The sequence below is a fragment of the Synechocystis sp. FACHB-908 genome (assembly GCF_014698595.1).
Lineage (GTDB): Bacteria > Cyanobacteriota > Cyanobacteriia > Cyanobacteriales > Microcystaceae > Synechocystis.
Window position 1 is genome coordinate 69327 of sequence record NZ_JACJTH010000043.1, and the last position, 25659, is coordinate 94985.

The window sequence follows — 25659 nt, forward strand, 5'->3', positions numbered from 1 at the left end:
TTAGGAGCGGCGATCGCCACTGCCGAGATCTTCTGCTGTTATCGTTCCCGTTGTTTTCAACTTGCTTACAATCCCGACGATGGTAGTTGCTGGCATGAGCTAATAGGATAGATCATCTGGAGATTAAACCAATGGCAATTCTGAAACAATTAGGGATTTTATTTGGATTGGGCATTGTGGGAATTGTGATGTTCACGATCACATCTATTCCTTTAGTCGAGCAACAGTTAGCGAAACTGTCTCCAGAAATACTGGAAAAAGTGCCGCCATTGTGGATTTTAATGCTTCTGCAAGGAATACAGTATTCAATTCTGCTGACAATCAGCATTCTGATCGGAATTGGCTGTGCCTATCGTGTTGGATTAAGCTCCCATTTGATTGATCATTGGGTGTTTCATACTGCTAAGTCTCCATCTTTTGCTGTTGAGATGAAGTGGAGTCTGGGTATCGGTGCAGTGGCGGCCATTGTTATCTTGTTGCTTGATCGGTTGATGCAACCTGCCCTACCTGAAACGCTACGGGCAGCAAATAATACAGAACCAAATTGGTTGAATTTGCTCACAGCAATGTTCTATGGTGGCATCACTGAGGAAATTCTGATGCGCTGGGGCTTAATGTCGCTGCTTGTTTGGATAGCGTGGAAAGCCTTCAAACAAGGCACTACATTGCCCAGTCAAGGAATTTACCAGGGCGCGATCGTTCTAGCTGCGTTGGTATTTGGACTACTACACTTGCCCGCGACTGCCGCGATCGTTCCCCTCACTCCACTTGTGATTATTCGGGCGTTGTTACTGAATGGGATTGTGGGAATCGCGTTTGGCTGGCTCTTTTGGCAATATTCGCTAGAGGCTGCAATGTTAGCCCATATCAGCTTTCATGTTTTTACCCCTATTCTTAGCGGTTTACTGGCAAGGTTGGCTTAAGTTCTGAAATAGATCTCATAGAGCTATCACTGCCCACAAAGCTTTACCGTGAAAGGTTTTACAAAGAAAAGCTTTAAAGATGGTGAGCGATGCCCACTACTTGAATTGATGCTCAACTCTACAGTTTTAAGATGGCGAATCAAATGATTCAATACAAAGATTTTGCGCCTCGGATCACTGAACGGGGACCCTTCGGCGGACCTTCCGAGTATGAATCTTTCTTGGAGGTTGTTAGGGAGGTCAATCAGTGGATTGCAAGTACGAGTATAAGGATAATCAACGCTGAAACTATTGTTCTACCAGATAGCTTGAAAAGCACAAGTGATGGTGTCTACGGCGTGACGGTCAGTAATGGAGTTTATCCAGTGATGATTAGCCAGGGCGTTACAGTCAACTACTTTCAATGTGTGCGTGTGTGGTACAGAGAATGAGCTTCACCGGAGAACAAATAATGAAACGATTCACTCACTTTCCTGTACCTCGCACTGGAAGTCTGTCTGACAGCGATCGCGCTTGGATACCTAAATCTGCCTTCGGGTCTTCAAACCAGCCTATTCATCGTCGTTAATCCTGATCCCATTGCGACTGACTTTATCCAATAGCAATATTCCTGTACGAAACGTTAATTTGAGTCTTTAAGTCTTCATTTTTTAGTCAAAATTTACTACAACACCCCATCAGGAGGTTTCCAATGAACCGGAAGATTTTAGTAACTGGTGCAACCGGGAGCAACGGTACGGAGATTGTCAAGCGACTCGCAGCAAAGAACGTGCAAGTCCGCGCCATGGTTCGTGACTTTGATCGAGCAAAGAAGATTGCATTCCCGAATGTTGAAGTGGTGGAGGGGAACTTTGATCGCCCTGAGACGCTGTTGGAGGCGCTGGCTGAAGTAGACCGTGCCTTTCTCTTAACGAACTCTACAGAACGCGCAGAAGCCCAACAACTCGCGTTTGTTGATGCCGCTCGTCAGAATGGTGTCAAGCATATCGTTAAACTATCGCAATTTGCAGCCGATGCCCATTCGCCCGTGCGCTTTTTGCGTTACCATGCCGCAGTCGAAGCGGCAATTCAAGGATCAGGAATGACGTACACGTTTCTGCGTCCCAACCTCTTTATGCAGGGCTTATTAAACTTTCAATCGACAATCACGAGCCAAAACGCCTTTTATGCGGCGATCAGTGATGCAAAAGTCAGCGTGGTAGATGTGCGCGATATTGCGGACGTTGCAGTAGTTGCCCTAACAGAAACAGAACATGAGGGAAAGATTTACAACCTCACCGGACCACAGGCATTGACTCATGCTGAGATGGCAGAACAACTCTCGGCTGCGCTCAATCGTCAGATTGCATTTGTCGATATTCCTTCTGAAGTAATGCGCGATCAACTGCTCAACATTGGGATGCCACCTTGGCAAGCAGACGGCGTGATTGAGGATTATGCGCACTACCGACGCAATGAGGCTGCAGCAGTTTCGTCTGGTATACAGGACGCAATTGGTAAAGAGCCGCGCAGTTTTAATACATTCGCCTGTGACTACGCAGCAATGTTTGGCTAGACGAAGCCCAATCAGCCTAGGCCGAATAGTACAGATATAGAGTTGAAGTGCAACTCTGGGGTAAACATTATGATGGTGCAGCATGAAAAACAAGATGAAACAGGACAGTTGGCGATCGCGCCGCGCCTATGGCTCTGGTGGACATTGGCTACTACAATTGCAGGGGCGAAGGAGAAAAGCATTGCGCTGCAAACAGAAGATGCGATTGCTACATCCTCTAGTCAGTCGCCCTAGCGCCAAACCTAAGGATTTAGAAGCCCCTATCGATCATCGTACTGAACAGAGAAAAACCATGAATAAGCCTGAGTTTTTTGTTACCCCCGGCTATGGGGAATACATGCTGAATGAATTGCATTACTCGCAAGCAGTAAAAATTGGCGATCGTGTGGAGACATCAGGTCAAGGTGGTTGGGATGACAACCTGCAAATTCCCGAGTTGCTCGCAGATGAGATTGCCCAGGCATTTCAAAATATAGAGCGAACCCTGGCGGCTGCCGGGGCAGGTTGGGAGCACGTTGTCCATGTCAATTCTTATCATGTTGGTGGGTTGCCCCCAGAGGTGAACGATGTGATGGTCAGGCTATATCGCCATTACATGCCTAACCATGCCCCAATTTGGACACAGGTAGGAGTTGCAGCACTAGGGCTGCCGACAATGCGGATTGAGATCCGGGTTACCGCAATTGTCCCATGAGTTTTGCGTGGGCGGCGCTGTCGCTAGTGCTGCTACCTACACGTAGAACAAAAACTTTTACCGCAGCAACATGGCATTATGAATCATCGTTTCCTTTTACTTGTTTCTTTGGTCGTGGGTAGCGCAGAAATGCTGCTTACTTCACCTGTCTCAGCAGAGCTTAGTAATAGACTACATACTCCACAGATTGCGCAGCGACCGAAGATAAGTAATTCGACCACCTTAGATAATAGGTCTTTGGGCAGTGTAGAAAGGCAAGAGCGATCGGATTGGGCCAGTTTCTTCGATGGCGCTGAGGCTCAAGGAACCATTGTGGTATTAGATCAGCGCGGAGGTGCTCATCAGTTGTGGGTCTACAACCAGGAACGGGCTGACAGAGCCTATTCTCCAGCATCAACGTTTAAGATTCCGCATTCTCTCTTTGCGCTTGATGCCGGGGTTGTTCGTGATGAATTTCAAGTTTTTGAGTGGGATGGAGTGGAGAGGAACTTCGCTCCCCACAATCAAGATCAAACCTTACGCTCAGCAATGCGAAATTCAGCCGTTTGGGTTTACGAAATTTTTGCTGCCGAAATCGGTGAAGCGAAAGCAAGAGAATATCTGACGCAAATTGACTACGGGAATGTAGACTCAAGTACTAGCAAAGGTGCTTATTGGATTGATGGAGCATTAACAATCTCGGCACAAGAGCAAATTCATTTTTTACAAAAGCTGTATCAGAATGAACTCCCTTTTAGGATTGAGCACCAACGATTAGTCAAGGATATTATAATCGTTGAAGCAGGGCGAAATTGGATCCTACGGGCTAAAACTGGCTGGGAAGGGCGCTGGGGCTGGTGGGTAGGGTGGGTCGAATGGCCCACAGGTCCTGTATTCTTTGCTCTCAATATAGATACGCCAAACCGATTGGACGACCTCTATAAAAGAGAGGCAATTACACGCGATATCTTGCAATCCATTGATGCATTGCCTGCGGAAGAAGATCGGAAATAGCTTAAGTGCCAGAATTGAATACTCCATCTACAAAAGAAATAGGCATTGATGCCCCGATAGATGCTAAAGGTTTGCTGTTTACTGATGTAGCAAACTTTTTGAGTTACTGGGCTGCTGTCGGCGTTCTTGCAAAGCCTTGTCAATTAATTTTGCGACCAGCCAGGAGACAGACCGTTCATCTGTCTGTGCCCATTCCTCCAGTTCTCGTTTACGCTCAGCAGGAATGTAAGCAACCACTCGCTCTAAATCCGTTTTGCCCCCCATCTTAAGTCTCACTTTTGCTTTACCTGTTTCTAAGATACCAATAATGGCCCGGCTCGTATCATGCTAGGCTATGCTGTGCTAGCATGAACCAGCATGATAGGACGAGGCTTTAATCTGTGAACCATCAAAATTTGCTTTCAATCACTAGAAATCTTGTGCATCCCCCAATTAGCTCAGGGCTTGTCTTACTTTCGGCTAGAGAATTGGACAAGATGCGGCGGGTGGGACAGCTTGCGGCGAATCTCCTCAATCATCTTGAGTCAATGGTGCAGCCTGGAGTAAGTACACAAGCTTTAAATGATGAGGCGACGCGTTGGATGGAAGATCATGGGGCAATCAGCGCCACCCTTGGCTACGCACCTCCTGGTTATCCCCCTTTCACGGGGGCAATTTGCACCAGCATTAATGAAGTGGTTTGTCATGGAATACCGAACCCAAAGCAAATCCTCAAGGACGGGGATATTATCAATATCGATGTGACCCTCAGGTTGGCAGGCTACCACGGCGACACTTCGAGAACATTTCTAGTGGGTTCGGTATCCGCAACTGCCCGAAAATTAGTTGAAGCGACTCAAGAATCGATGATGCGAGGGATTGCTGAAATCAAGCCTGGGGCAAGAATTGGTGATATTGGTGCGGCAATTCAAGCATATGCCGAGGCAAGTGGATTCTCAGTGGTTCGAGATATGGTTGGGCATGGCATTGGCAGGCAGATGCATACAGAACTTCAAATTCCTCACTATGGCAAACGAGGCAGTGGGTTGAAGCTGCGTCCAGGAATGGTTTTTACGGTTGAACCGATGCTAAACGAAGGGACTTATGAGCTTACATTTCTTGCGGATGGTTGGACTGTAATTACGAAGGACAAAAAACTCTCTGCTCAGTTTGAACACACTGTTGTTGTGACTGAGGAAGGTGTAGAAATTTTAACTCTTGCCTAAATTTCAAGCCGCAATGCCTTTTACGTTTCAAGTAGATGACAAATTGGTACATCGTCTTCTGGGGAAAACGGCGGTAAACCCTTACCCGATAGTCCAACATCCGAAAACCCATGGTGGGCTCAGGCTCCGTTTGAAATTCCAGATGCAACACCAAGTCTTCCGATTGCTCCAAAATTAGGGAGTCAGCCCAAATTGGTTCCAGGGATAATTCCGTCGGACTAAGCTTAGTCAATTTGATTGGTCGTCCCAGCAACCAGGCGGCATAGTCTTCGGAAAAGGATTCGGCGAGGAATTTGCACAGATTGTCAAACATACCCAAATTCTAAGGGCGATCGCCATAACCATGTTTTGAGAGTCTCACAACTTTAGGGGTATGGTAAAAGGGACTATTGAGACATAAAAAGAGACGGGGTTGGGGAGTAGTCTCGGAAAGTGTACTTTCTAAGACCAACGGGCATAGTCATAGTGAGCAAGAATTTTTTGGTCTTTAGTCAGCAGTAAACTGTCAGTCAACGCAGACTGGGCTGTAATCAGACGGTCAAAAGGATCCCTTGTCCAGTCCAGTGTTAATGCTTGGTAAACAACTTGGTCGAAGTTCTTGGTACAGCTACATAAGCCAATATTATTCTCCAGAGTGGTGAGAATAGCTTCTGGCGATGCAGTAATTCTTTCAATCTCAAGAAGATATTTGAGCTCTAGTCGTACTATGGGAGAGAAGGTTAGGTCGTTACTGTTAATCAGTGATTTGGCCAGGGAAGAAAACTTTTCCGTTAAACCACAGTAGAGCCAAACAACAATGTGGGTGTCAAGGTAAATCGAGCTCAATCTCTCCCTCCCAATCAATGGTGACCAACTCTTCCGGGTCGCCAATGATAACCCCTGGACGATGTACTAAGTTCTTGAACTTATCCGGCTCCTCCACTGGCAGTATTCGTAGGCGTTTACCCCCCCGATTAATTTCCAGCGGTATGCCGGTTGCCAGCACCTCATCTAGCAGGTTGTAAAGATTACCCCTCAGCTCCGTTGGCGTAATTTGTTTCATCCTATTCTGTTCAATGTACGTTCAAAATTAGTCTAACGTACATCAAAGCAAGATACTTTCCCTCAAAAGTCTATTTTCGCCCAGCCGCAGTCATCAGATGTTGCCATATTTTGGTGAAATCTACTATAATTGAGTCAGTCCTCGGGGAGAGGATGTTTACCATCCAGGGAGTCTGGTATGCAAACTAAATATCAATACGGGATCTACATTGGTCGGTTCCAGCCTTTTCATCTCGGTCATTTACGCACCCTTAATCTTGCGCTAGAAAAGGCTGAGCAAGTCATTATCATTTTAGGTAGTCATCGGGTGGCCGCGGATACCCGCAACCCCTGGCGATCGCCAGAACGGATGGCGATGATTGAGGCTTGTTTAAGCCCCCAAATACTGAAAAGGGTGCATTTTTTGACGGTGCGGGATTGGCTTTACAGCGATAATTTGTGGTTGGCAGCGGTGCAGCAACAGGTTTTGAAAATTACTGGGGGTAGCAATTCCGTTGTTGTTTTGGGCCATCGCAAAGATGCTTCTTCCTATTACTTGAATTTGTTTCCCCAATGGGATTACTTGGAAACGGGCCATTATCCAGATTTCAGTTCTACCGCTATTCGTGGGGCTTATTTTGAGGGTAAGGAAGGGGATTATCTCGATAAAGTGCCCCCGGCGATCGCCGACTATTTACAAACTTTTCAAAAGAGTGAGCGGTACATTGCTCTTTGTGATGAGTATCAATTTTTGCAGGCTTATAAACAGGCCTGGGCCACGGCTCCCTATGCTCCGACTTTTATAACCACGGATGCCGTGGTGGTGCAAGCGGGTCATGTGCTGATGGTACGTCGTCAAGCCAAACCAGGTTTGGGACTAATTGCTTTACCCGGGGGTTTTATTAAGCAAAATGAAACTCTGGTGGAGGGAATGTTGCGGGAGTTGAAGGAGGAAACCCGTCTCAAGGTGCCTCTGCCGGTTTTGCGGGGTTCCATTGTGGACAGCCACGTTTTTGATGCCCCTGGGCGCTCCCTACGGGGAAGGACTATCACCCACGCGTACTTCATCCAATTGCCGGGGGGCGAATTGCCAGCCGTAAAAGGGGGCGATGATGCCCAAAAAGCTTGGTGGATGTCCTTAGCGGATCTCTATGCCCAGGAAGAACAAATTTACGAAGATCACTTCCAGATTATTCAGCATTTTGTCAGCAAAGTTTAGCCCCATCCTGTTGATTTAACTACCATGAATACTAATCTCATTCTGGATGTGGACTCCTATAAAGTGAGCCACTGGTTGCAGTATCCTCCTGACACAACGGCAATGTATTCCTATGTGGAAAGTCGTGGGGGAAGGTATCCTGTCACTGTCTTTTTTGGTCTCCAATACATTTTAAAGCGGTATCTGACTCAATCCATTGAACCCTGGATGGTGGAGGAAGCTAATCGCCTTTTGACAGCCCATGGCTTACCTTTCAACTATGGCGGTTGGCGATACATTGCGGAGGATTTGCAGGGTCGTTTACCTGTACGTATTAAGGCGGTTCCAGAGGGCTCGGTCATCCCGGTTCATAATGTTTTGATGACAGTGGAATCCACGGACCCAAAGGTTTTTTGGTTAGTTTCCTGGTTAGAAACTTTGTTGATGCGGGTTTGGTATCCCATTACGGTGGCAACCCAGAGTTGGCATTTAAAACAACGCATCTATCAATCCCTATGCCGTACTGCGGATGATCCTGATGGTGAAATCAATTTTAAACTCCACGATTTTGGGGCCCGGGGGGTTTCTAGTGGTGAATCGTCCGGCATTGGCGGACTGGCTCACTTAGTTAATTTCCAAGGTTCTGACACAGTAAAGGCCCTGGTGTATGGGCAGCAATATTACAACTGCCCCATGGCGGCCTATTCGATTCCCGCCGCAGAACATTCCACCATTACAGCTTGGGGAAGGGAAGGGGAAGTTTTGGCCTATGAAAATATGTTGACCCAGTTTGCCAAGCCAGGGTCGGTGTTGGCGGTGGTTTCCGATTCCTATGATCTCTGGAATGCCATTGACCATCTCTGGGGCGATCACCTAAGGGCACAGGTGCTTGATTCGGGGGCTACGGTGGTTATCCGTCCGGATTCAGGTGACCCGGTGGCCATTGTGGCCCAAACTTTGGAACGGTTGGAGGCTTGTTTTGGCAGCACCCTCAACAGTAAGGGCTTTCGAGTTCTAAATGCTGTGCGGGTTATCCAAGGGGATGGGGTTGATGAAGAGAGTATCAGCGCCATTCTAGAGAAGACTGAGAGCCTTGGCTTTAGTACTACTAATTTAGCTTTTGGTATGGGGGGAGCTTTGTTGCAAAAGGTGAATCGGGATACCCAAAAATTTGCCATGAAGTGCAGTGAGGTAACGGTGGAGGACAAGGCGATCCCTGTTTATAAAGACCCTGTTACTGATCCTGGTAAAACTAGCAAAAAGGGGCGATTATCCCTGGTTAAAACTGACTCTGGTTATGGCACTGTACCCACTTCTTCTGAGGATTTATTGCAGGTTGTCTATGAAAATGGACATTTACTGCAAGACCAATGCTTGGATGCTATTCGTCAACGAGCCTGGCCATTAATCAGGGTCAATGTTCCCGCAAGCTAGTGGGGATAAAGCAAAGCTAGATAAAGTTCTGTCTCGAGATGATAAGTACATAAGGAACTACTACAATGTTTAATTTAGCACTGAGGTACCTAAGTTTCAGGGATCCACCTTATCATTGGCGGTGAATTGTTGCTGTTGTATGAGCATAGTTCATTGATGATCGCTCCCTGAAACATCACAAAAAAGGTTTAGGGCAGTCTTAGTTTGTTGACTATCACTCTTAAAGCTCAACATCAATGGAATAAATACTGTAAAGTAAGCTACTTTTTATTTGTCTTTTTGGCAAAACGTTATGTTATCTTAACTTTTGTGGGGCAATGACTCTCCTACGCTGGCTGGTTTATCGGCTCTGTTGCATAGTGCCAATCTTCGCTGAATTCGATGATTACTGTGCATAGCAGCGTACTTATTACTTTTTTGGCAGTACTTTAGGAGTGTTCAGTCCTTCATGGTTGACTACAGGAAAGCCCGATTAAAATGGGAAGACTATTGGTTCAAGACCTTACACAGATGGCGGTCCTGCCCTTTAACCTGCCCGGTTGAGAAGCCTCATCATGGCCACATTTTTTGGAGTTGGTTCGGTAGTTTTTTGGCGATCTCTATCTGTGCTTACTTGACGGTAAAAACGAATTCCCCGCTTTTAATGGCTCCCTTTGGGGCCACTAGTGTTTTGATTTTTGGTGTTCCTGATAGCCCCTTAGCCCAACCCCGTAACGTCATCGGTGGCAATCTGTTAGCGGCATTGGTGAGTCTAACGGTTTTGCATTTTCTCGGTTCTTCACCCATGGCGATGGGGGCGGCAGTGTCGCTAGCCATCGGCATTATGCAATTTACTGGAACATTGCATCCTCCTTCAGGAGCCGTTGCTTTGGTGGTTATGATGACCAGACCAGACTGGAACTTTATCCTAACGCCAACCTTGGAAGGTTCAATACTTTTAGTGCTGTGTGCTGTAGTTTTCAATAATTTGGCGGAAGAAAGAACCTATCCTAAGCACTGGCTATAATTTTGTTTCGGTTGTGGGATTGTTGAGGCGATCATCGTACCTGTCCAGTGATCAACGGCCATCTCAGCTGGGTTCCCATGCAGGGATCCCAGCGGTGCGGCTTAGAGTTAAAGCTTTAGGAGTCAAGATGGGAGTGCCGTTCTTCAAAATTCCAGATTTGGTTAAGCGACATAATATTCAGGTTTTTTCTTCCAATTACTGTTTGTACGGCGACTTATCCCACAGGATAATGACCAGCCTGCAATTATTTAGCCCCGTCGTGGAAATTTATTCCATTGATGAAGCCTTTCTCGAACTGACCCCAAATCAAAGTAATACGAATTATGGGGAAGAAATTCAGCTTTGTCTTAATCCATCAGATTAACCAGTCAGTATTCCTATGTGATCACACTTTTGAAAATATTCAACAAGACAAAAGTAATACAAGCAAGTTAGAAGTATTTTTTCTTTCTTAGAATCTGTTTTTCTATCCTAACTCTTTTAAAGAGTATTGATTAACTGCTTTACTGCAAAAAAGATTACCCTATATCGGGCTTTTCTCAATAAAATCTTTATTTTTTGAGGTGCTTTTTAGCCATAAATAATCACTTTAGTATAAAATTTTGACGGCGTAAAGTTGATAAAATAGAATTAAGAATGGACTATCGGTACAGAAAAAATGGGTAACTGGATGGTGAATAAACTTCCCTTACCCAATGCACTCTCCACCGTTAAAGACCCCCTATGCTTAACGGTGATCACCTGGGCAATGGCGAGTCCCAACCCTGTCCCCCCCGTTTTGCGCGAACGATCTCGATTAACTCGGTAAAAACGCTCAAAAATGTGTTCCTGTTGGTCGGGGGCAATGCCGATGCCGGTATCTTGCACGGTGATGATAGCCATCTGTTCATGGGATGTCAGGGTAATATCAACACGTCCCCCAGCAGTTGTGTATTGAATGGCGTTGGCAATTAGGTTTGAGACCAGTCGATAGAGTTGGGATTCATTACCCCAGGCGTAAACTTCCCCTGAACTCAGATCACTGCTGAGATCAATGTGGGCGGCGATCGCTAATTCTAAAAACTCTTCGGTGAGGTCACTGACTAAATCATTTAAACAACAAAGCCGCCAATCTTCGGCGGTGGTTTCCTGCTCTAAGCGACTTAGTAGCAATAAATCCGTAATCAATTGGCTTAATCGCCTTCCCTGTCGTTCAACGGTATGTAGCATGGTGTTAATTTCTGGGGAATGGCTTGAGTCGATGCGTAATACCGCTTCCACCGTGGCCAACAGACTAGCCAATGGCGATCGTAATTCATGGGCTGCATTCGCGGTGAATTGTTGTTGTTGTTGGTAGGACTGGTAAATGGGACGCATGGCTAACCCCGCTAAGCCCCAACTGGAGAAGGCGACCAAACCCAGGGCAATGGGAAAACTAAGCCCTAAAATCCAAAGAATACGTTTATTTTCGGCATCAAAGGCTGCCAGGCTCCGGCCAATTTGTAGATAGCCCCAGGAAGATTTGTCTGTATTACCGGCGCTATGCAAAATGGTGGTGAATTGTCGATACCGATCGCCGGTTGGGGGGTGAATAGTCTGCCAAGTTTCCTGGTTAAAAATGGAGGATAGGGAAGCCGGTTGATTAGGCGAAAAAGCCAGCAGGTTGCCTTGATAATCAAATAAACGAATGTAATATAAACTGCGATCACTAATGCCCAACGTGTGACGTTCAATCAGGGTGGGGTTGACCTGGCAGGGTTGGTTGACCAAACACAGATCGGGCAACATTTTTTGTAATACTCCGGTGGGACTAGCATTACTCGGCAACATCGGCTCTAAACTGTCATGCAACGTCCCGGCGATCGACTCCACTTCTCGCTCCAACGCCATCCAGTTGGCCTGCACAATGGCACGATAAACCCCCAACCCCAACAGGGTAAGAATTCCCCCCATTACTAGGGCATACCAGAAAGCCAATTGCAGACGACTACGGGCAAAGAGGCGACGGGTATTCATGGCGATAGGGTGAACCGATAGCCTTGACCGGGAACTGTTTTAATTGGGCAAGGACAATTTTGTTGAGCTAGCTTGCGTCGTATCAAACGCATTTGGGCCGCCACCACATTACTCATGGGCTCCTCATCAAGATCCCACAGTTGTTGCCGGATCTTGCTACCGGAAATGATCCGCTCTGGGTTTTGCATCAGATATTGAAAAATTTGAAATTCTCTTACGGTTAAAGCAATTTCCTGTCTTTCTAGGTTTAGTGGCTCCGAGATAGTTACCGATAACAGATTATTACTGGGATCAAGGCTGAAGTTGCCCAAAGTTAAAATTTGCGGTTGGAATTGTGGCGATCGCCGTTGTAGTGCCCGCAGTCTTGCTAATAGCTCTGCCATCACAAACGGTTTTGTTAGATAGTCATCTGCCCCGGCATCTAGTCCTTCGACACGGTTTTCCGGTTCTCCTAACGCTGTTAACATCAACACCGGCAAGGAATTACCCTGGGTTCTCAGTTTTTGACAGAGTTCCAAACCCGATAATCCCGGCAGTAACCAATCCACAATGGCAAGGGTGTATTCCGTCCATTGATTTTCCAAATAATCCCAAGCTTGGGAGCCATCCGTCACCCAATCCACCACATACTTTTCACTAACTAGCACTTTCTTAATAGCCATTCCCAAATCCGTCTCATCTTCCACCAGCAAAATTCGCATCGCCTCTGCCTTTTTTATAACGGTCTGATCTTAGCGGGGGAAGGAGATTTTCACCTGAATTTCATACCCCCTTTGGCAGACTGGGAAAATCTTGGACAAATTCCCAATTTGAGGTGGTGTGATGAAAACAATTCAATTAGCAAGTTCCTTTCTGGCACTGGGTTTGACCCTAGGAACTCCCAATCTCGTAACAGCCCATGTGGGTCACGGTGACGAGTTTCAAGCCGAGGGAGGCATTAATCGGGTTGCCGTGAATGCAGAAACCGATTCCATGTTGGGCATTGTGGTGGAGCCGATCGCCTCTGCGCCAGATGGTAGTGCGGGGGTTTATATTCCGGCGACGGCGTTGGTAGATGGGGGGGATAAACAATTAGTGTTTGTGCAGTATGGAGAATTTTATGAGCCGGTGCCGGTGAAAACGGGGGCAACCCAGGGGGAATTGATTGAAATTACCGAAGGGTTATCGGTGGGGGAAAAATTAGTTACCCAGGGTTCTTTATCCCTTTATGCTGAATCCCGCAAAACCCCAACGGCAGAGACGGAGACCAAAGAACCAGTTGTGGCTGAGGCTGCTGAAAATACGGCTCCTGCGGAGACGACAAGTATGGCTCCCAATGAAACCCAAGCAAGTCCCCCCGTGGCGGCGGAACCAGGATTGCCCGTTTTACCGATCGCCTTGGGAGGACTAGGGGTCATTGGGGCCGGAATTTTGGGATTACGGGCGTTTAACTTGAGTCGCAAAGGCAAAAACTTTTTTGGCAAATAAATTTAACTTCCTGCTCTAGCCCTTGCCTTTATTGACCTATGTTAAATACGCTTCTCAATCAAATTCTCAAAACCTCGATCGCCCAACGGTGGTTCATTGTTATTGCGGCCATTGGCATCACCCTTTGGGGGATTATCAGCGTGGGCCAAATGCCCCTGGATGTGTTTCCTGAATTTGCGCCGCCCCAGGTGGATATTCACACCGAAGCTCCTGGTCTGGCACCGGAAGAAGTGGAAACCCAAATTACCGTTCCCATTGAAAGTGCGGTGAATGGTTTACCGGGGGTGACAACGGTGCGCTCTTCTTCTAAGGTGGGCCTCTCCATGGTCAGCGTGGTCTTTGACCAGGATGCAGATGTCTATAAAGCCCGTCAAACAGTGACGGAACGCTTGCAACAGGTAACTAATCAACTACCGGAAGGTAGTCATCCCCCGGAAATTTCGCCTCTGGTTTCTCCCTTGGGAACGATTGTGCAGTATGCCTTTACGATCAAGGATGGGGGCAGTTCCAACCTGATGGACTTACGACGATTATTAGAAACCACCGTCGGTAACCAGCTCCTTTCTGTACCAGGGGTGTCCCAAGTCACCCTCTACGGGGGGGATGAGCGCCAGGAACAGGTTTTAGTTGATCCAGCCAAACTGCGTGCTCTCAAGGTTTCCCTCAATGAAGTTACCCAAGCCAGTGCAGAAGCGAATTCCAATGCCCCAGGGGGTTTCTTGATTGGCGGTGGCCAAGAGCTATTAGTACGGGGTCTGGGTCAAATGCAGTCCATTGAAGACCTACGGCGATCGGTGGTGAAAGTGGTGGACGGCAAACCAATTCTGTTGGAGGACGTTGCTGAAGTTAAAACCGGCAGTGCCCTGAAGCGGGGGGATGGGAGCTTTAACGGTCAACCGGCGATCGTCATGATGGTCAATAAACAGCCCGATGTGGATACGCCCACAGTGACTAAAGCAGTAGAAGCAGTGGTTGAATCTCTAAAACCCACGTTTCCTGCCGATGTACAAATTGCCCAAACCTTTCGTCAAGCTAACTTTATTGATTCCGCCATTCGCAACGTCAGCACTTCCCTCTTAGAAGGGATTGTCATCGTTTCGGTGATTATGCTGATTTTTTTAATGAACTGGCGCACGGCGGCGATTACCCTAACAGCGATTCCCCTCTCCCTGCTAATTGGTTTGATGTTCATGAAAGCCTGGGGATTGGGCATTAATACCATGACCCTAGGGGGGCTAGTGGTGGCGATCGGCTCCGTGGTAGATGACTCCATTGTGGATATGGAAAATTGCTATCGGGGACTACGCACTAACCAGGCCGAGGGCAATCCCAAACATCCTTTGCGGGTAGTTTATGAAACCTCGGTGGAAGTCCGATTAGCAGTGATTTTTTCCACGGTGATCATCGTGGTGGTTTTCGCGCCCATTTTCAGCTTAACGGGGGTAGAAGGGCGTATTTTTGCCCCCATGGGTTTAGCCTATCTACTCTGTATCGGTGCTTCCACCCTAGTGGCCATGACCGTTTCCCCGGCTTTGTGTGGGATTCTCTTGGCTAACCAACGACTGCCCCAGGAAGGCACCTTTGTTTCCCGCTGGGCAGAGCGGTTATATCGTCCGTTGTTAAATTTTTCCCTCCGCGCTCCCCAAGTGATTTTGAGCATAGCCCTGATCGCTGTGATTGCCTCAGTCTCTTTGGTTCCTAGTCTAGGACGGGTTTTTCTACCAGAGTTTCGAGAAAAATCCATGGTCAATTCCATGGTTCTTTTTCCAGGGGTTTCCCTCGACATGACCAATCGAGCGGGGATGGCCCTGTTTAATAACCTCAAGGATAATCCCCTCTATGAATGGGTACAAATTCGGGCGGGTCGTGCGCCGGGGGATGCCGATGGAGCTGGGGTCAGCATGGCCCACGTTGATGTGGAATTGAGCGATGAAGCCCTCAAAGATCGGGAAGCTAGTGTTAAAGAATTACGGAAAGCCTTCAACCAATTGCCGGGGGTAGCTTCTAATATGGGGGGCTTTATTTCCCATCGGATGGATGAGGTGTTATCAGGGGTCAGGAGTGCGATCGCCGTAAAAATCTTTGGCCCTGACTTAAAGGAACTACGGGCCATCGGAGAGCAGGTACAGGAAGCGATGAAAACTGTGCCAGGAATTGTTGACCTGCAACTCGAACCCCAACTTCCTATCCGCCAAGTGCAAATTCACTATGACCGTGCCGCCGCTGCCCAGTATGGGTTAAGGATGGCTGACATTTCTGCTGTTGTTGAAACTGCTTTAAATGGCCGGATTGTTTCCCAGGTTCCTGAAGATCAACAGTTAGTGAATGTGGTGGTGATGCTACCGGAAACTGAGCGGAATAGTCTTGATGCCATGGGGGCAATCCCCATTAGTACGCCCACCGGTCAAATGATTACCCTAGGGGACGTGGCTAAAATAGACTACGGCATGGGAGCCAATGTGGTTAACCGCGAAGACGTTTCCCGTTTAATTGTGGTTTCCGCCAACGTCGCTGAGCGGGATTTGGGAAGCGTGGTGGAAGATGTCCAGGCTCAAATTAAGGAGAAAGTACAACTTCCCCAGGGCTATTTCATCGAATACGGCGGGCAATTTGAGTCCGAACAACGGGCAACCAATAGCTTACTGTTGTTTAGCTTCGTCGCCGCTTTAGTGATTGGGATATTGATGTTCTTTTCGGTGAAATCCCTCCCCGCTACCATCGCCATTATGATTAACCTCCCCTTAGCCCTAATTGGGGGGTTGTTATCCGTTGTTTTCACTGGCGGTGTCATTTCTATTGCCTCCCTAGTCGGTTTTATTACCCTGTTTGGGGTGGCTGTACGGAACGGACTATTACTGGTGGATAACTACAACCAGAAATTCGCCCAGGGAATGAAACTAAAAGAAACAATCTTTAAGGGGTCTATGGAACGGGTCAATGCCATTTTAATGACCGCTTTGACCTCAGCTTTAGGGATGTTACCGTTGGCAACGGCCAGCAGTGCCGGGAACGAAATTCTCCAACCCCTGGCGATCGTTGTTCTTGGTGGACTGTGTACTTCTACGGCTTTAACCTTATTGGTATTACCCGCTTTGTATGCCAAATTTGGTAAATGGTTAATGCCCAAACAGCCTACCAATGGAGACCACATTGCTCCTTTTGTGCGTAACGATAGGGTCAGCACTCAAAAATCGCATTTTTAAACGTGAATTATTATCTCTTCTGGCTGTATTAACAACGGTGGGAGAGATTTTTTTACCACATTTTTTCTGGTTAATTTCCATGACCATTACCCAAAACACAACTCGCCACTATCATCATCGTCGAAGGTCTCAACAATCATCTTGGTCACGCCATTTTTTTCTGGCCACTTTATTATTTACTCTTTGCTTGGCAGCTTTTATTAGAAAGTCTCCTGAAACTGAAAACATCAATTCCTTTTTTGGCCATTTACCATCCCTAGCCATGGAAGGAGGAGATCCTTACATTAGAGCTTTAATGCGGACAATTTCAGCCAGTGAATCTAATGCTAAAAATCCCTACGTTTTACTCTATGGCGGTCAACATACCCATGATTTAAGTCGCCATCCCAATGCTTGTATTGCCATCAAAACAGATGTTAACCAAGGGCATTGCTCCACAGCGGCAGGACGTTATCAATTTTTGACTAAGACTTGGCAGGAAAAAGCGGCTTTGTATCACCCTCAACGTCATTTGGGAAAATCACACTATAACTTTGAGCCTGAATTTCAGGATTTAGTAACCTATCGATGGTTGACCGATAAACACCACTGGGGCATGGACTTTTCCACCCAATTACAACAGGGAAATATCGAACAAGTGTTGAAAAAACTTTCTGGCACTTGGACAAGTTTGGGTTACGGCATTGAAGACAATAGAATGACCGCTTCTTTACCCAAAATTTATCAAAAACTATTAGCAGAAGAACTTGACCAAGCTAATTAATATTCGATTCAGTACCAAGTACTATTGCGGGGACAGGACGTTTCTCAAGGCCCTCATCAATATCCCCCCTGGGGGCATAGAATAGAGATCAATTTTCTACCCCAAACCCCCACAATGGGCAAACTACCGCCTATCTTTCACTGCTTGCGGAACCGTCTATTTGCTCAGCTATACCTAGCCCAAGCCATTAGTTTGCTGGGGGATGCCCTGACCTGGGTAGGATTAGCACTTTTAGCTTTTGAATTGGCGGGTCAAGGGGCGGGGTTGATCCTGGCAGGGGCCTTAACCTTAAGGGTAACGGTGTTTGTCTTGCTGTCTCCCATTGCGGGGGCGATCGCCGACCGTTATGATCGCAAGCAAATGATGGTGATTACCCATCTGGCACGGCTGGGGATTGTCTGTTTATTTCCTGGGGTGACCCAGGCCTGGCAAATCTACGGGCTGGTTCTGGGGCTGAATGTGTTTAACGCCTTTTTTACTCCGACCTATACCGCAACCATTCCCCTGGTGACGAAGGAGGATGAATATCCCCAGGCGATCGCCTTATCCAGTGCCACTTATCAACTTTTGGGGGTTTTGGGGCCAGGGTTGGCTGGGAGTCTTGCCGCTTGGGTGGGAACAAAAACAATCTTTTGGGGGGATGCTTTAACTTTTTTGATGGCCGCTGGTTTAATTTTTACCTTGCCAGGAAAACTGTTAGCTAATTCAACCGCCCAGCCTGTCCGTAACTTGGCCCAAATTCGACGGGACATCGGCACAGGAACCCAATGTCTTTTCGGCGATCGCCTGATTCGTTATGCTCTAGCGATGCAGTTGGTGGTGTCCTTGGCCGGGGCAGGGATTTTAGTGAATACGGTGGGCTATGTCCAAGGCATTTTAAACCTGGGTAAGCTGGAGTATGGTTGGCTAATGGCGGCGTTTGGGTTGGGAGCGACGGTGGCTTCCCTCGGTTTGGGCAACACTCAGCAACAGAGAAAACGAATCTATTTAACGACAATTGGGGCTGTAGTAATGAGTCTTGCGATTCTACCCGTCTCGATGGTCAATCTTCAGGGATTATTGCTCCTGTGGGCTGGGGCTGGTATCGGCCAAACCTTGGTTAATGTCCCCACCCAAACCCTGATTGCCGACCGCGTAGCCAAAGAGCTTCAAGGCCGAGTGTATGGTGCCAATTTTGCCTGGAGTCATCTCTGGTGGGCGTTTTCCTATCCTCTGGCGGGATGGTTAGGCAGTCACTTTGCTCAAAATAGTTTTTTCTATCTGGGGATTTTAGCCCTCAGCTTATTTGCCCTGTTTTATCTGTTACGACCCTCCACTCCGATGGAACCAGGATTTTGGCACGAACATTCCCATCACCATGACTCCGAGCATAGTCATTTTCATCCTGCGACAACTGTGCTGAATTTTAGCCACAATCATCTTCATTTCCATTTTTATAAGGCGAGTCCTTAAACTACCCGCTTAAAAACCATGCGTCCAAAACTTTCACCATCCTTTCCCTATCAACCTTTACTGCACTAAAGACAAGTGAGATAGCAGTGGCAATCTGGCTTTGCAATCAATGTTTCCACTAAAGCGTTTAGCGTTACTGCGGCTAGAAGTCCTCCACCGAGGCTCCCCTGAATGGTGATATGGGGAATGGGACTGGTCATCAGTCGTCGTTTTGCCCCCGGAGCATGACTAAAACCGATCGGCATTCCGATCACAAGAGCCGGCTGAATATGTTGTTGCTCTATCAGCTTACAGGCAGTGAGTAAAACAGAAGGGGCATAGCCGATCGCCAGCACACATCCTTGGGGAATCTGTTGTAACCGCTGTTGCCAATGGTCATGGTGCCAAAAAGCTTGCTCGGCTTCCCTAAGCCCTGTGATGTGAGGGTCGTCAATCAGCGTTTTAACCGTACATCCTAAATGAGCTAACCGAGTTTGATCAAGAGCCGCAGCCACAACCGGAACATCGGTGACGACTGGACACCCTGCTTTCAGTGCATCTCGTGCCGAGGCGATCGCTCCCTGACTCAATCGAACGGCGTTTACCAAGCTAACATCACCACAGGCCAGCACTAATTGATGTAGTAAGTGAATGGTAATTTCAGAGTAAGCCGATAAATCCGGTAGCAGGTGTTTGAGGGATTCCTGAAAGGCTTCTGGATGAGTTGTTGTCTCCGCATCTAGGTTCGTCCACAACTGATCGAGTTTTCCTAACCCCTCCTGGACATCCACATCAAGCTGTTTCAGTTGGGCCAGAGCTTCCGCTTGGGTAATCTGGCAACTCTGGTCGCGTCCCAGTAATCCTTCTAAAGCAGATGCGGTTTGGCGGAGTCGAGTAATCTGCTGAATCACAGCCTGATATTGCTGTTGCAACTGCACCATTAGGGTGGGATCAAGGCTCTCTTCAGAATGGCTATCCAGCAGTTGCCGAATATGAGACAACTGAAAGCCCTGCTGTTTGAGGGCAATGACTCGTTGGAGCCGTTGTACGTCCTGCTGAGTATAAAGGCGGTAGTTGCCCTCTGAGCGTTGAACGGGGGGAAGCAATCCCAGGGTGTGGTAATGGCGCACCATGCGAGGCGTAACGCCACCTCCCACTGCATCTGTGAGTTCTTTAATCGTTAAGTGATTAGTCTTCATCCCTTTAGTTTACTCAAAACCTTGACATTGACACTAATGTTAAGGTTTAGGCTGAGAAGGTAAAAATCCAAGTTAAAAAGCATGGTTGTAACTCCCCCTTCTTCTGCCTTTCGATTTTCTAACCTTTTCAAAGATCATCCCGATGCAGTGGCGGCGATCGCCTGTGGCGGGCTGGTCTTTCTGGGCTGGCAGATGCTTAACTTGGGCTGGTTGGGAATTGCCTTTTTTGTCCTAACAGCGGCCTATGTGATTGGTGGATTTGACAATGCCCGTGAGGGATTAACAACCCTCTTTGAAGAAAAAGAATTTGATGTCGATCTGCTGATGATTGTGGCCGCCTTGGGGGCCGCCGGGTTGGGACTTTGGCGACGGGAATATACCCTCATTGTGGATGGGGCAGTTCTGATTCTTATTTTTGCCATCAGTGGGGCATTGGAAGGATACGCGATGCAACGGACGGAGCGGAGTATCCAGGGATTGATGAGCTTAACCGCTGATGTAGCAAGAGTGTTGCGGAACGGACAGGAGCAAACCATTCCCATTTCAGAACTGAAGATGGGGGATCAAGTCTTGGTGAAACCGGGAGAGTTGGTGCCAACGGATGGCTTGGTCATTGAAGGGTTTAGCACCCTGAACCAGGCTTCCATCACGGGGGAATCTATGCCAGTGGAAAAGGCGATCGGCGATGAGGTGTTTGCCGGCACGATCAATGGCAATGGGGTACTGCGGCTCAAAATCCATCAACCCCCGGAAAGTAGCTTGATTCAGCGTGTGATTCGTTTGGTTCAGCAAGCCCAAACCGAAGCTCCCCCGTCGCAACAGTTTATTGAACGATTTGAGTGCGGTTATGCCAAGGTAATTGTGATCGCCGGACTCTTGCTCGGTACGTTGCCGCCTTTTTTGCTGGGCTGGAGTTGGGAAGAGACGATCTACCGTGCCTTAATTTTTCTCGTGGTGGCTTCTCCCTGTGCGCTAATGGCATCAATTATGCCGGCCTTACTTTCTGGTATTGCCAATGGAGCGCGTCAAGGCATTTTATTCAAAAACGGGGCGCAGTTGGAGCGGATTGGACGAGTACGGGTGATTGCTTTTGATAAAACTGGAACATTGACCACTGGAAAACCTGAAGTTGTGAACATTCTCGCCACTCAGCCATCCACCGACAAACTTCTGCAAATCGCGGCGGCCCTGGAAAGTTTATCGGAACATCCCATCGGAGAGGCGATCGCCGACTTCACCCGTCAACAGAACCAAGCCTGGGCAACAGCCAGGAACGTTCAAGCGCAGGCGGGACAGGGCATTATCGGAGACATTGAGGGCCAACAGGCGATAGTTGGTAAAGCCGTGTTTGTTCAGGCCCAGGTCAATCATGTTGCTACAAACCTGATAGAGCAAAGTCAGCAGTGGGAAGCTGAAGGTAAAACCGTCGTCTGGGTTGCCTACGCTGGAGAGATTTTAGGTCTCATTGCCGTGGCAGATACTGTACGACCCACCGCCGCCCAGGCGATCGCCCGATTAAAACGATTAGGAATTGAGCGAATTGTCATGCTAACTGGGGATAACTCACGTACCGCCCACAGCATTGCTCAACAGGTGGGAGTCAATCAGGTTTATGCAGAACTTTTGCCCGAAGATAAAGTGGATGTGATTCGCCAACTCCAGAAGCAGTATCAATCCGTCGCCATGGTGGGAGACGGCATCAATGATGCACCCGCCTTAGCTCAGGCATCTGTTGGTATTGCGATGGGGGCCGCTGGTAGTGATGTGGCCTTAGAAACCGCAGATATTGTCTTAATGGCGGATCGTTTGGAGCGGTTAGAACACGCCATTCGTTTGGGTCGTCGCGCTCAAGGAGTGGTCAAACAAAACATTGTGTTTGCCCTTGGTTTTGTGATGATTCTGTTGATTGCAAACTTTGCGGGTAATATCACGCTGCCCTTTGGGGTTTTGGGGCATGAAGGCTCGACGGTAATCGTAACGTTGAGTGGATTGCGGTTACTAAGAGGGTAATTAATTAATGATGGAATTAAGAACCTGTTTATAAAGTCTGATTCTGCCCCCTAAATCCCCCAATACTGGGGGACTTTGACTTAGTTTCCCCCCAAACTTGGTGGGCCAGGGGGGCTTTTCAAACACGCTCTAAGCCCTGTTAGCATACATCATCACTAATACACCAACCAAGGCGATCGCCGCTCCAAGCCAGTCCAGGCGATCGACTACCACATTGTCTACTTGCCATCCCCAGATAATGGAGAGGATGATGAAAATTCCGCCATAGGCGGCATAGGCTCGCCCAAAGTTGGCAGGTTGAAGCGTTGCTACAAATCCATATACGGTGAGTAAAATTGCTCTAACTAATGCCAACCAAACACTTTTACCTTCCCGTATCCATAACCAAACTAAGTATCCGCCCCCAATTTCACACAAACCCGCCATGACAAAATAAAGCAGTGATCGCAGAATCATCGTCCATCTCCTTAATCCGATTCCTGCAAATGGTCTGCAACTTCCCGATACAAATTCATCACATGATTATCCGCCAAGCTGTAGTAAACATTACGGCCGACCCGGCGATACTTTACCAGGCGCTGCGATCGTAAAATTCGTAATTGATGGGAAACTGCCGATTCACTCACTTTCATCGCCGCTGCTAAATCACAGACACAGAGTTCTTGGCGGGCCAATGCCGACATTAAACGCAACCGACTCGGATCAGCTAGTGCACTGAAAAACTCCGCCATTTGCTGGGCCTGGTCCAATGACATCACCTCTGGTTGAACCTGTCGTACCTGCTCAAGATGAACAAGAGGTTGATCACAAAGGGGCATCTCTTCGTTCTGGCAGGATTGTGACTTTGACAACGAGGACTTACTCATAGAGGTTGGCGTTAGGAGCTAGGGAAAAATTTAAACTGGATTTAGAAAATGATTTTCATCCTAACATCTTTAATATCTGAGCATATCTTCAGGTGTTTCAAGATTTGTGCTACGGTTCAAGGAGGTTTTTCTTTAAATCACGTTGGCCGCCATGACCCAATCTTCACCGCTCAAAACTCAGCAAATGCAAGTCGGCGGCATGGACTGCACTAGTTGCAAGTTAAAAATTGAAGGTAGCTTGGAAAGATTGAAGGGAGTAGCAGAGGCCTCTGTCACGGTGGCCACGGGACGATTAACTGTTACCTATGATCCCAAGCAGGTCAGTGAAATAACCATTCAAGAACGGATCGCCGCCCTGGGTTACACCCTTGCAGAGCCAAAATCATCTGTAACGCTTAATGGTCATAAACATCCCCACTCCCATAGGGAAGAAGGCCATAGCCATAGTCATGGTGCTGGTGAATTTAATCTGAAACAAGAACTACTGCCCGTCCTGACGGCGATCGCCCTCTTTACCATTGCTATTTTGTTCGAGCAACCGTTACACAACACGCCAGGTCAGATTGCTGAATTTGCAGTGATTATTCCTGCCTATCTCTTGAGTGGTTGGACAGTGCTCAAAACAGCGGGACGCAATATTCTCAGAGGGCAGATTTTTGATGAAAACTTTTTAATGACGATCGCCACCTTGGGGGCCTTGGCAATTCATCAACTCCCCGAAGCCGTGGCCGTGATGTTGTTCTTTCGAGTGGGAGAGCTATTTCAAGAATACTCCGTTGGGCGATCGCGCCGTTCCATCAAAGCTTTACTGGAAGCACGTCCCGATACCGCGAACTTGAAGCGCAATGGTACAGTGCAACAAGTTTCCCCCGAAACGGTACAGGTTGATGACTTAATTTTGGTAAAGCCGGGTGAAAAAGTGCCCCTGGATGGCGAGATTTTAGGGGGAACTTCACAGGTAGATACTTCAGCACTGACTGGCGAATCGGTGCCCGGCACAGTTAAGCCTGGAGATACCATTCTTGCAGGCATGATCAACCAATCGGGTGTGTTGACAATTCGAGTCACCAAACTATTTAGTGAATCTTCGATCGCCAAAGTGCTCGATCTGGTTGAAAATGCGTCTAGCAAAAAGGCATCCACCGAGAAATTCATCACCCAATTTGCCCGCTACTACACTCCCGTTATCGTCTTTCTTTCGTTAGCCGTTGCCCTGTTACCACCTCTGTTCATCCCTGGGGCGGATCGAGCCGATTGGGTTTATCGTGCCTTGGTTCTGTTGGTGATTTCCTGTCCCTGTGGATTGGTGATCAGCATTCCGCTCGGCTATTTTGGTGGCATTGGGGGAGCCGCCAAACATGGGATTTTGATCAAGGGATCTACCTTTTTAGACTCCCTCACGGCCGTTAAAACCGTTGTGTTTGATAAAACTGGAACCTTAACCAAAGGCACATTTAAGGTTACTCAGGTCGTTACCAAAAATGGATTTTCTGAATCAGAATTGTTAACCCTAGCCGCAAAAGCCGAATCCCATTCCACTCATCCCATTGCCCTATCGATCCGCGAAGCTTATGCCCAGTCGATCGCTGACTCTGAAGTGGCCGACTACGAAGAAATTGCTGGGCATGGCATTCGAGCCGTTGTGCAAAATCAAGTCGTCATTGCGGGCAATGATCGCCTTTTGCATCGAGAAAAAATCGATCATGATACCTGTGACGTAGCCGGTACAGTGGTTCATCTCGCCGTAGATGGGCGCTATGGGGGCTATATTCTGATTGCCGACGAAATTAAGGAAGATGCGGTTCAAGCGATTCGAGACCTAAAACGCATGGGAGTTGAAAAGACCGTGATGCTGACCGGGGATAGTGAAATAGTAGCTCAATCCGTTGCCCAGCAAATTGGTTTAGATGCCTTTGTTGCTGAATTATTGCCAGAAGAAAAAGTCGATGAAATTGAGCAACTGCTAGATCCTTCAGGTAAAGCAAAACTGGCATTTGTAGGAGATGGTATTAATGATGCCCCCGTGATTGCCCGAGCCGATGTCGGTATAGCCATGGGGGGATTGGGCTCCGATGCTGCCATTGAAACAGCGGACGTGGTGTTGATGACCGATGCGCCCTCGAAGGTGGCCGAAGCGATTCATGTGGCCCGCAAAACTCGTCAAATTGTTGTACAGAACATTGTCCTAGCCCTAGGGATTAAAGCACTTTTTATCGCCCTGGGCACCATTGGCTTGGCAACCCTCTGGGAGGCGGTGTTTGCGGATGTGGGAGTAGCACTGTTAGCGATTTTGAATGCTACTCGGATTGCTAAGTAAAGTGCATTGACAGTATCCATACCCTGTTAGGTGAGATTTTTGGTACACTCTCGGGACTGTTGGTATGGTGGCGGACATATTGATAAGCGAATGGTGAATAAACTTCCCTGACCCAATTCACTCTCTACAGTCAAAACACCTTGATGCTTAACGGCGATCGCCTGGGCAATGGCAAGGCCTAATCCTGCCCCTCCCCGTTGTCGAGACCGGGCCGTGTCCACCCGATAAAAACGGTCAAAAACCCGGCTTTGATTCTCCGAAGCAATGCCAATGCCCGTATCTTGGACTTTGATGATGGCTTGCTGTTTATCGGTCTCAAGCATGACGGTTACCTCGCCCCCCGTTGGGGTGTAGTGAATGGCATTACTGATTAAATTACC

The 25659-nt window shown here is 47.8% G+C and carries 24 protein-coding genes and 1 pseudogene; 15 read left to right on the forward strand and 10 right to left on the reverse strand.

What is annotated here, in order from left to right:
* The first annotated feature begins 131 nt into the window (after positions 1-131).
* From H6G46_RS17220 to blaOXA, 4 genes are all read left to right on the forward strand, one after another.
* On the forward strand, positions 132-923 hold the full coding sequence (locus H6G46_RS17220; RefSeq protein ID WP_010873913.1) for a CPBP family intramembrane glutamic endopeptidase: 792 nt from the start codon (positions 132-134) through the stop codon (positions 921-923).
* A 691-nt stretch (positions 924-1614) separates the two neighbouring features.
* Complete coding sequence (locus H6G46_RS17225) at positions 1615-2478, forward strand: SDR family oxidoreductase (protein WP_010873914.1); 864 nt, start codon at positions 1615-1617, stop codon at positions 2476-2478.
* A gap of 82 nt (positions 2479-2560) precedes the next feature.
* Positions 2561-3172 (forward strand): RidA family protein, encoded by a 612-nt coding sequence (locus H6G46_RS17230; protein ID WP_010873915.1) that lies wholly within the window; start codon positions 2561-2563, stop codon positions 3170-3172.
* Positions 3173-3250: 78 nt separating this feature from the next.
* Positions 3251-4165, forward strand: a complete 915-nt coding sequence (blaOXA, locus tag H6G46_RS17235; RefSeq protein WP_010873916.1) for a class D beta-lactamase — start codon at positions 3251-3253, stop codon at positions 4163-4165.
* A gap of 78 nt (positions 4166-4243) precedes the next feature.
* On the opposite strand, the gene H6G46_RS18710 is transcribed toward blaOXA, so the two are convergent.
* Entirely contained in the window at positions 4244-4429 is a 186-nt protein-coding gene (locus tag H6G46_RS18710) for a hypothetical protein (RefSeq protein WP_020862007.1), read from the reverse strand.
* A gap of 116 nt (positions 4430-4545) precedes the next feature.
* On the opposite strand from H6G46_RS18710, the gene map reads away from it, so the two are divergent.
* The gene (gene map / locus H6G46_RS17245) at positions 4546-5370 is read left to right on the forward strand and encodes a type I methionyl aminopeptidase (protein ID WP_010873918.1); all 825 of its coding nucleotides are present in this window, start codon (positions 4546-4548) and stop codon (positions 5368-5370) included.
* 22 nt (positions 5371-5392) lie between these two features.
* Here the strand turns inward: map and H6G46_RS17250 are convergent.
* The 3 genes and pseudogenes from H6G46_RS17250 to H6G46_RS17260 form a co-directional block, all read right to left on the reverse strand.
* Positions 5393-5683: pseudogene (locus H6G46_RS17250) on the reverse strand (Rpn family recombination-promoting nuclease/putative transposase); the annotation flags it as partial.
* A 128-nt stretch (positions 5684-5811) separates the two neighbouring features.
* On the reverse strand, positions 5812-6195 hold the full coding sequence (locus H6G46_RS17255) for a PIN domain-containing protein (RefSeq protein WP_020862006.1): 384 nt from the start codon (positions 6193-6195) through the stop codon (positions 5812-5814).
* Positions 6176-6412, reverse strand: a complete 237-nt coding sequence (locus tag H6G46_RS17260) for a type II toxin-antitoxin system Phd/YefM family antitoxin (protein ID WP_020862005.1) — start codon at positions 6410-6412, stop codon at positions 6176-6178. The genes H6G46_RS17255 and H6G46_RS17260 overlap by 20 nt, the downstream gene beginning before the upstream one ends.
* 177 nt (positions 6413-6589) lie before the next feature.
* Here H6G46_RS17260 and H6G46_RS17265 point away from each other — a divergent pair, with 177 nt between their 5' ends.
* The 4 genes from H6G46_RS17265 to H6G46_RS17280 all read left to right on the forward strand — a co-directional run bounded on the left by H6G46_RS17265 (position 6590) and on the right by H6G46_RS17280 (position 10392).
* The gene (locus H6G46_RS17265; RefSeq protein WP_010873920.1) at positions 6590-7609 is read left to right on the forward strand and encodes a bifunctional nicotinamide-nucleotide adenylyltransferase/Nudix hydroxylase; all 1020 of its coding nucleotides are present in this window, start codon (positions 6590-6592) and stop codon (positions 7607-7609) included.
* 24 nt (positions 7610-7633) lie between these two features.
* Positions 7634-9022 (forward strand): nicotinate phosphoribosyltransferase, encoded by a 1389-nt coding sequence (locus H6G46_RS17270; protein ID WP_010873921.1) that lies wholly within the window; start codon positions 7634-7636, stop codon positions 9020-9022.
* A gap of 643 nt (positions 9023-9665) precedes the next feature.
* A complete protein-coding gene (locus tag H6G46_RS17275) occupies positions 9666-10028 on the forward strand; it encodes an HPP family protein (protein WP_223211299.1) in 363 nt (120 codons plus the stop codon).
* A 13-nt stretch (positions 10029-10041) separates the two neighbouring features.
* On the forward strand, positions 10042-10392 hold the full coding sequence (locus H6G46_RS17280) for a UmuC protein (RefSeq protein ID WP_010873923.1): 351 nt from the start codon (positions 10042-10044) through the stop codon (positions 10390-10392).
* 266 nt (positions 10393-10658) lie between these two features.
* Here H6G46_RS17280 and rppB read toward each other — a convergent pair whose 3' ends face one another.
* Together rppB and rppA are read right to left on the reverse strand one after the other, a co-directional pair.
* Positions 10659-12023 (reverse strand): two-component system sensor histidine kinase RppB, encoded by a 1365-nt coding sequence (rppB, locus tag H6G46_RS17285; protein ID WP_010873924.1) that lies wholly within the window; start codon positions 12021-12023, stop codon positions 10659-10661.
* Complete coding sequence (gene rppA, locus H6G46_RS17290; RefSeq protein WP_010873925.1) at positions 12020-12724, reverse strand: two-component system response regulator RppA; 705 nt, start codon at positions 12722-12724, stop codon at positions 12020-12022. Before rppA ends, rppB begins: the two co-directional genes overlap by 4 nt.
* Positions 12725-12845: 121 nt before the next feature.
* Here rppA and H6G46_RS17295 point away from each other — a divergent pair, with 121 nt between their 5' ends.
* The 4 genes from H6G46_RS17295 to H6G46_RS17310 all read left to right on the forward strand — a co-directional run bounded on the left by H6G46_RS17295 (position 12846) and on the right by H6G46_RS17310 (position 18908).
* Positions 12846-13490, forward strand: a complete 645-nt coding sequence (locus H6G46_RS17295; RefSeq protein WP_020862002.1) for an efflux RND transporter periplasmic adaptor subunit — start codon at positions 12846-12848, stop codon at positions 13488-13490.
* 38 nt (positions 13491-13528) lie between these two features.
* On the forward strand, positions 13529-16693 hold the full coding sequence (locus H6G46_RS17300; protein WP_010873927.1) for a CusA/CzcA family heavy metal efflux RND transporter: 3165 nt from the start codon (positions 13529-13531) through the stop codon (positions 16691-16693).
* Positions 16629-17456, forward strand: a complete 828-nt coding sequence (locus tag H6G46_RS17305; protein ID WP_010873928.1) for a glycoside hydrolase family protein — start codon at positions 16629-16631, stop codon at positions 17454-17456. The genes H6G46_RS17300 and H6G46_RS17305 overlap by 65 nt, the downstream gene beginning before the upstream one ends.
* Positions 17457-17570: 114 nt before the next feature.
* Positions 17571-18908 carry an MFS transporter gene (locus H6G46_RS17310; RefSeq protein WP_010873929.1) on the forward strand — a complete coding sequence of 446 codons (1338 nt, stop codon included), beginning with the start codon at positions 17571-17573 and terminating at the stop codon, positions 18906-18908.
* A gap of 65 nt (positions 18909-18973) precedes the next feature.
* On the opposite strand, the gene H6G46_RS17315 is transcribed toward H6G46_RS17310, so the two are convergent.
* Entirely contained in the window at positions 18974-20086 is a 1113-nt protein-coding gene (locus H6G46_RS17315) for a precorrin-8X methylmutase (RefSeq protein ID WP_010873930.1), read from the reverse strand.
* An 81-nt stretch (positions 20087-20167) separates the two neighbouring features.
* On the opposite strand from H6G46_RS17315, the gene H6G46_RS17320 reads away from it, so the two are divergent.
* Positions 20168-22096: a heavy metal translocating P-type ATPase gene (locus tag H6G46_RS17320; RefSeq protein ID WP_010873931.1), complete on the forward strand. Its 1929-nt coding sequence runs from the start codon at positions 20168-20170 to the stop codon at positions 22094-22096.
* A gap of 129 nt (positions 22097-22225) precedes the next feature.
* Here the strand turns inward: H6G46_RS17320 and H6G46_RS17325 are convergent, their stop codons facing one another.
* Entirely contained in the window at positions 22226-22552 is a 327-nt protein-coding gene (locus H6G46_RS17325; RefSeq protein ID WP_010873932.1) for a YnfA family protein, read from the reverse strand.
* 11 nt (positions 22553-22563) lie between these two features.
* The gene (gene ziaR / locus H6G46_RS17330) at positions 22564-22962 is read right to left on the reverse strand and encodes a Zn(II)-sensing metalloregulatory transcriptional repressor ZiaR (RefSeq protein WP_010873933.1); all 399 of its coding nucleotides are present in this window, start codon (positions 22960-22962) and stop codon (positions 22564-22566) included.
* Positions 22963-23113: 151 nt separating this feature from the next.
* On the opposite strand from ziaR, the gene H6G46_RS17335 reads away from it, so the two are divergent.
* Positions 23114-25279: a heavy metal translocating P-type ATPase gene (locus H6G46_RS17335; protein WP_010873934.1), complete on the forward strand. Its 2166-nt coding sequence runs from the start codon at positions 23114-23116 to the stop codon at positions 25277-25279.
* A 26-nt stretch (positions 25280-25305) separates the two neighbouring features.
* Here the strand turns inward: H6G46_RS17335 and H6G46_RS17340 are convergent.
* On the reverse strand, positions 25306-25659 hold a 354-nt coding region (locus H6G46_RS17340), incomplete at its 5' end, for an ATP-binding protein (RefSeq protein WP_242021178.1).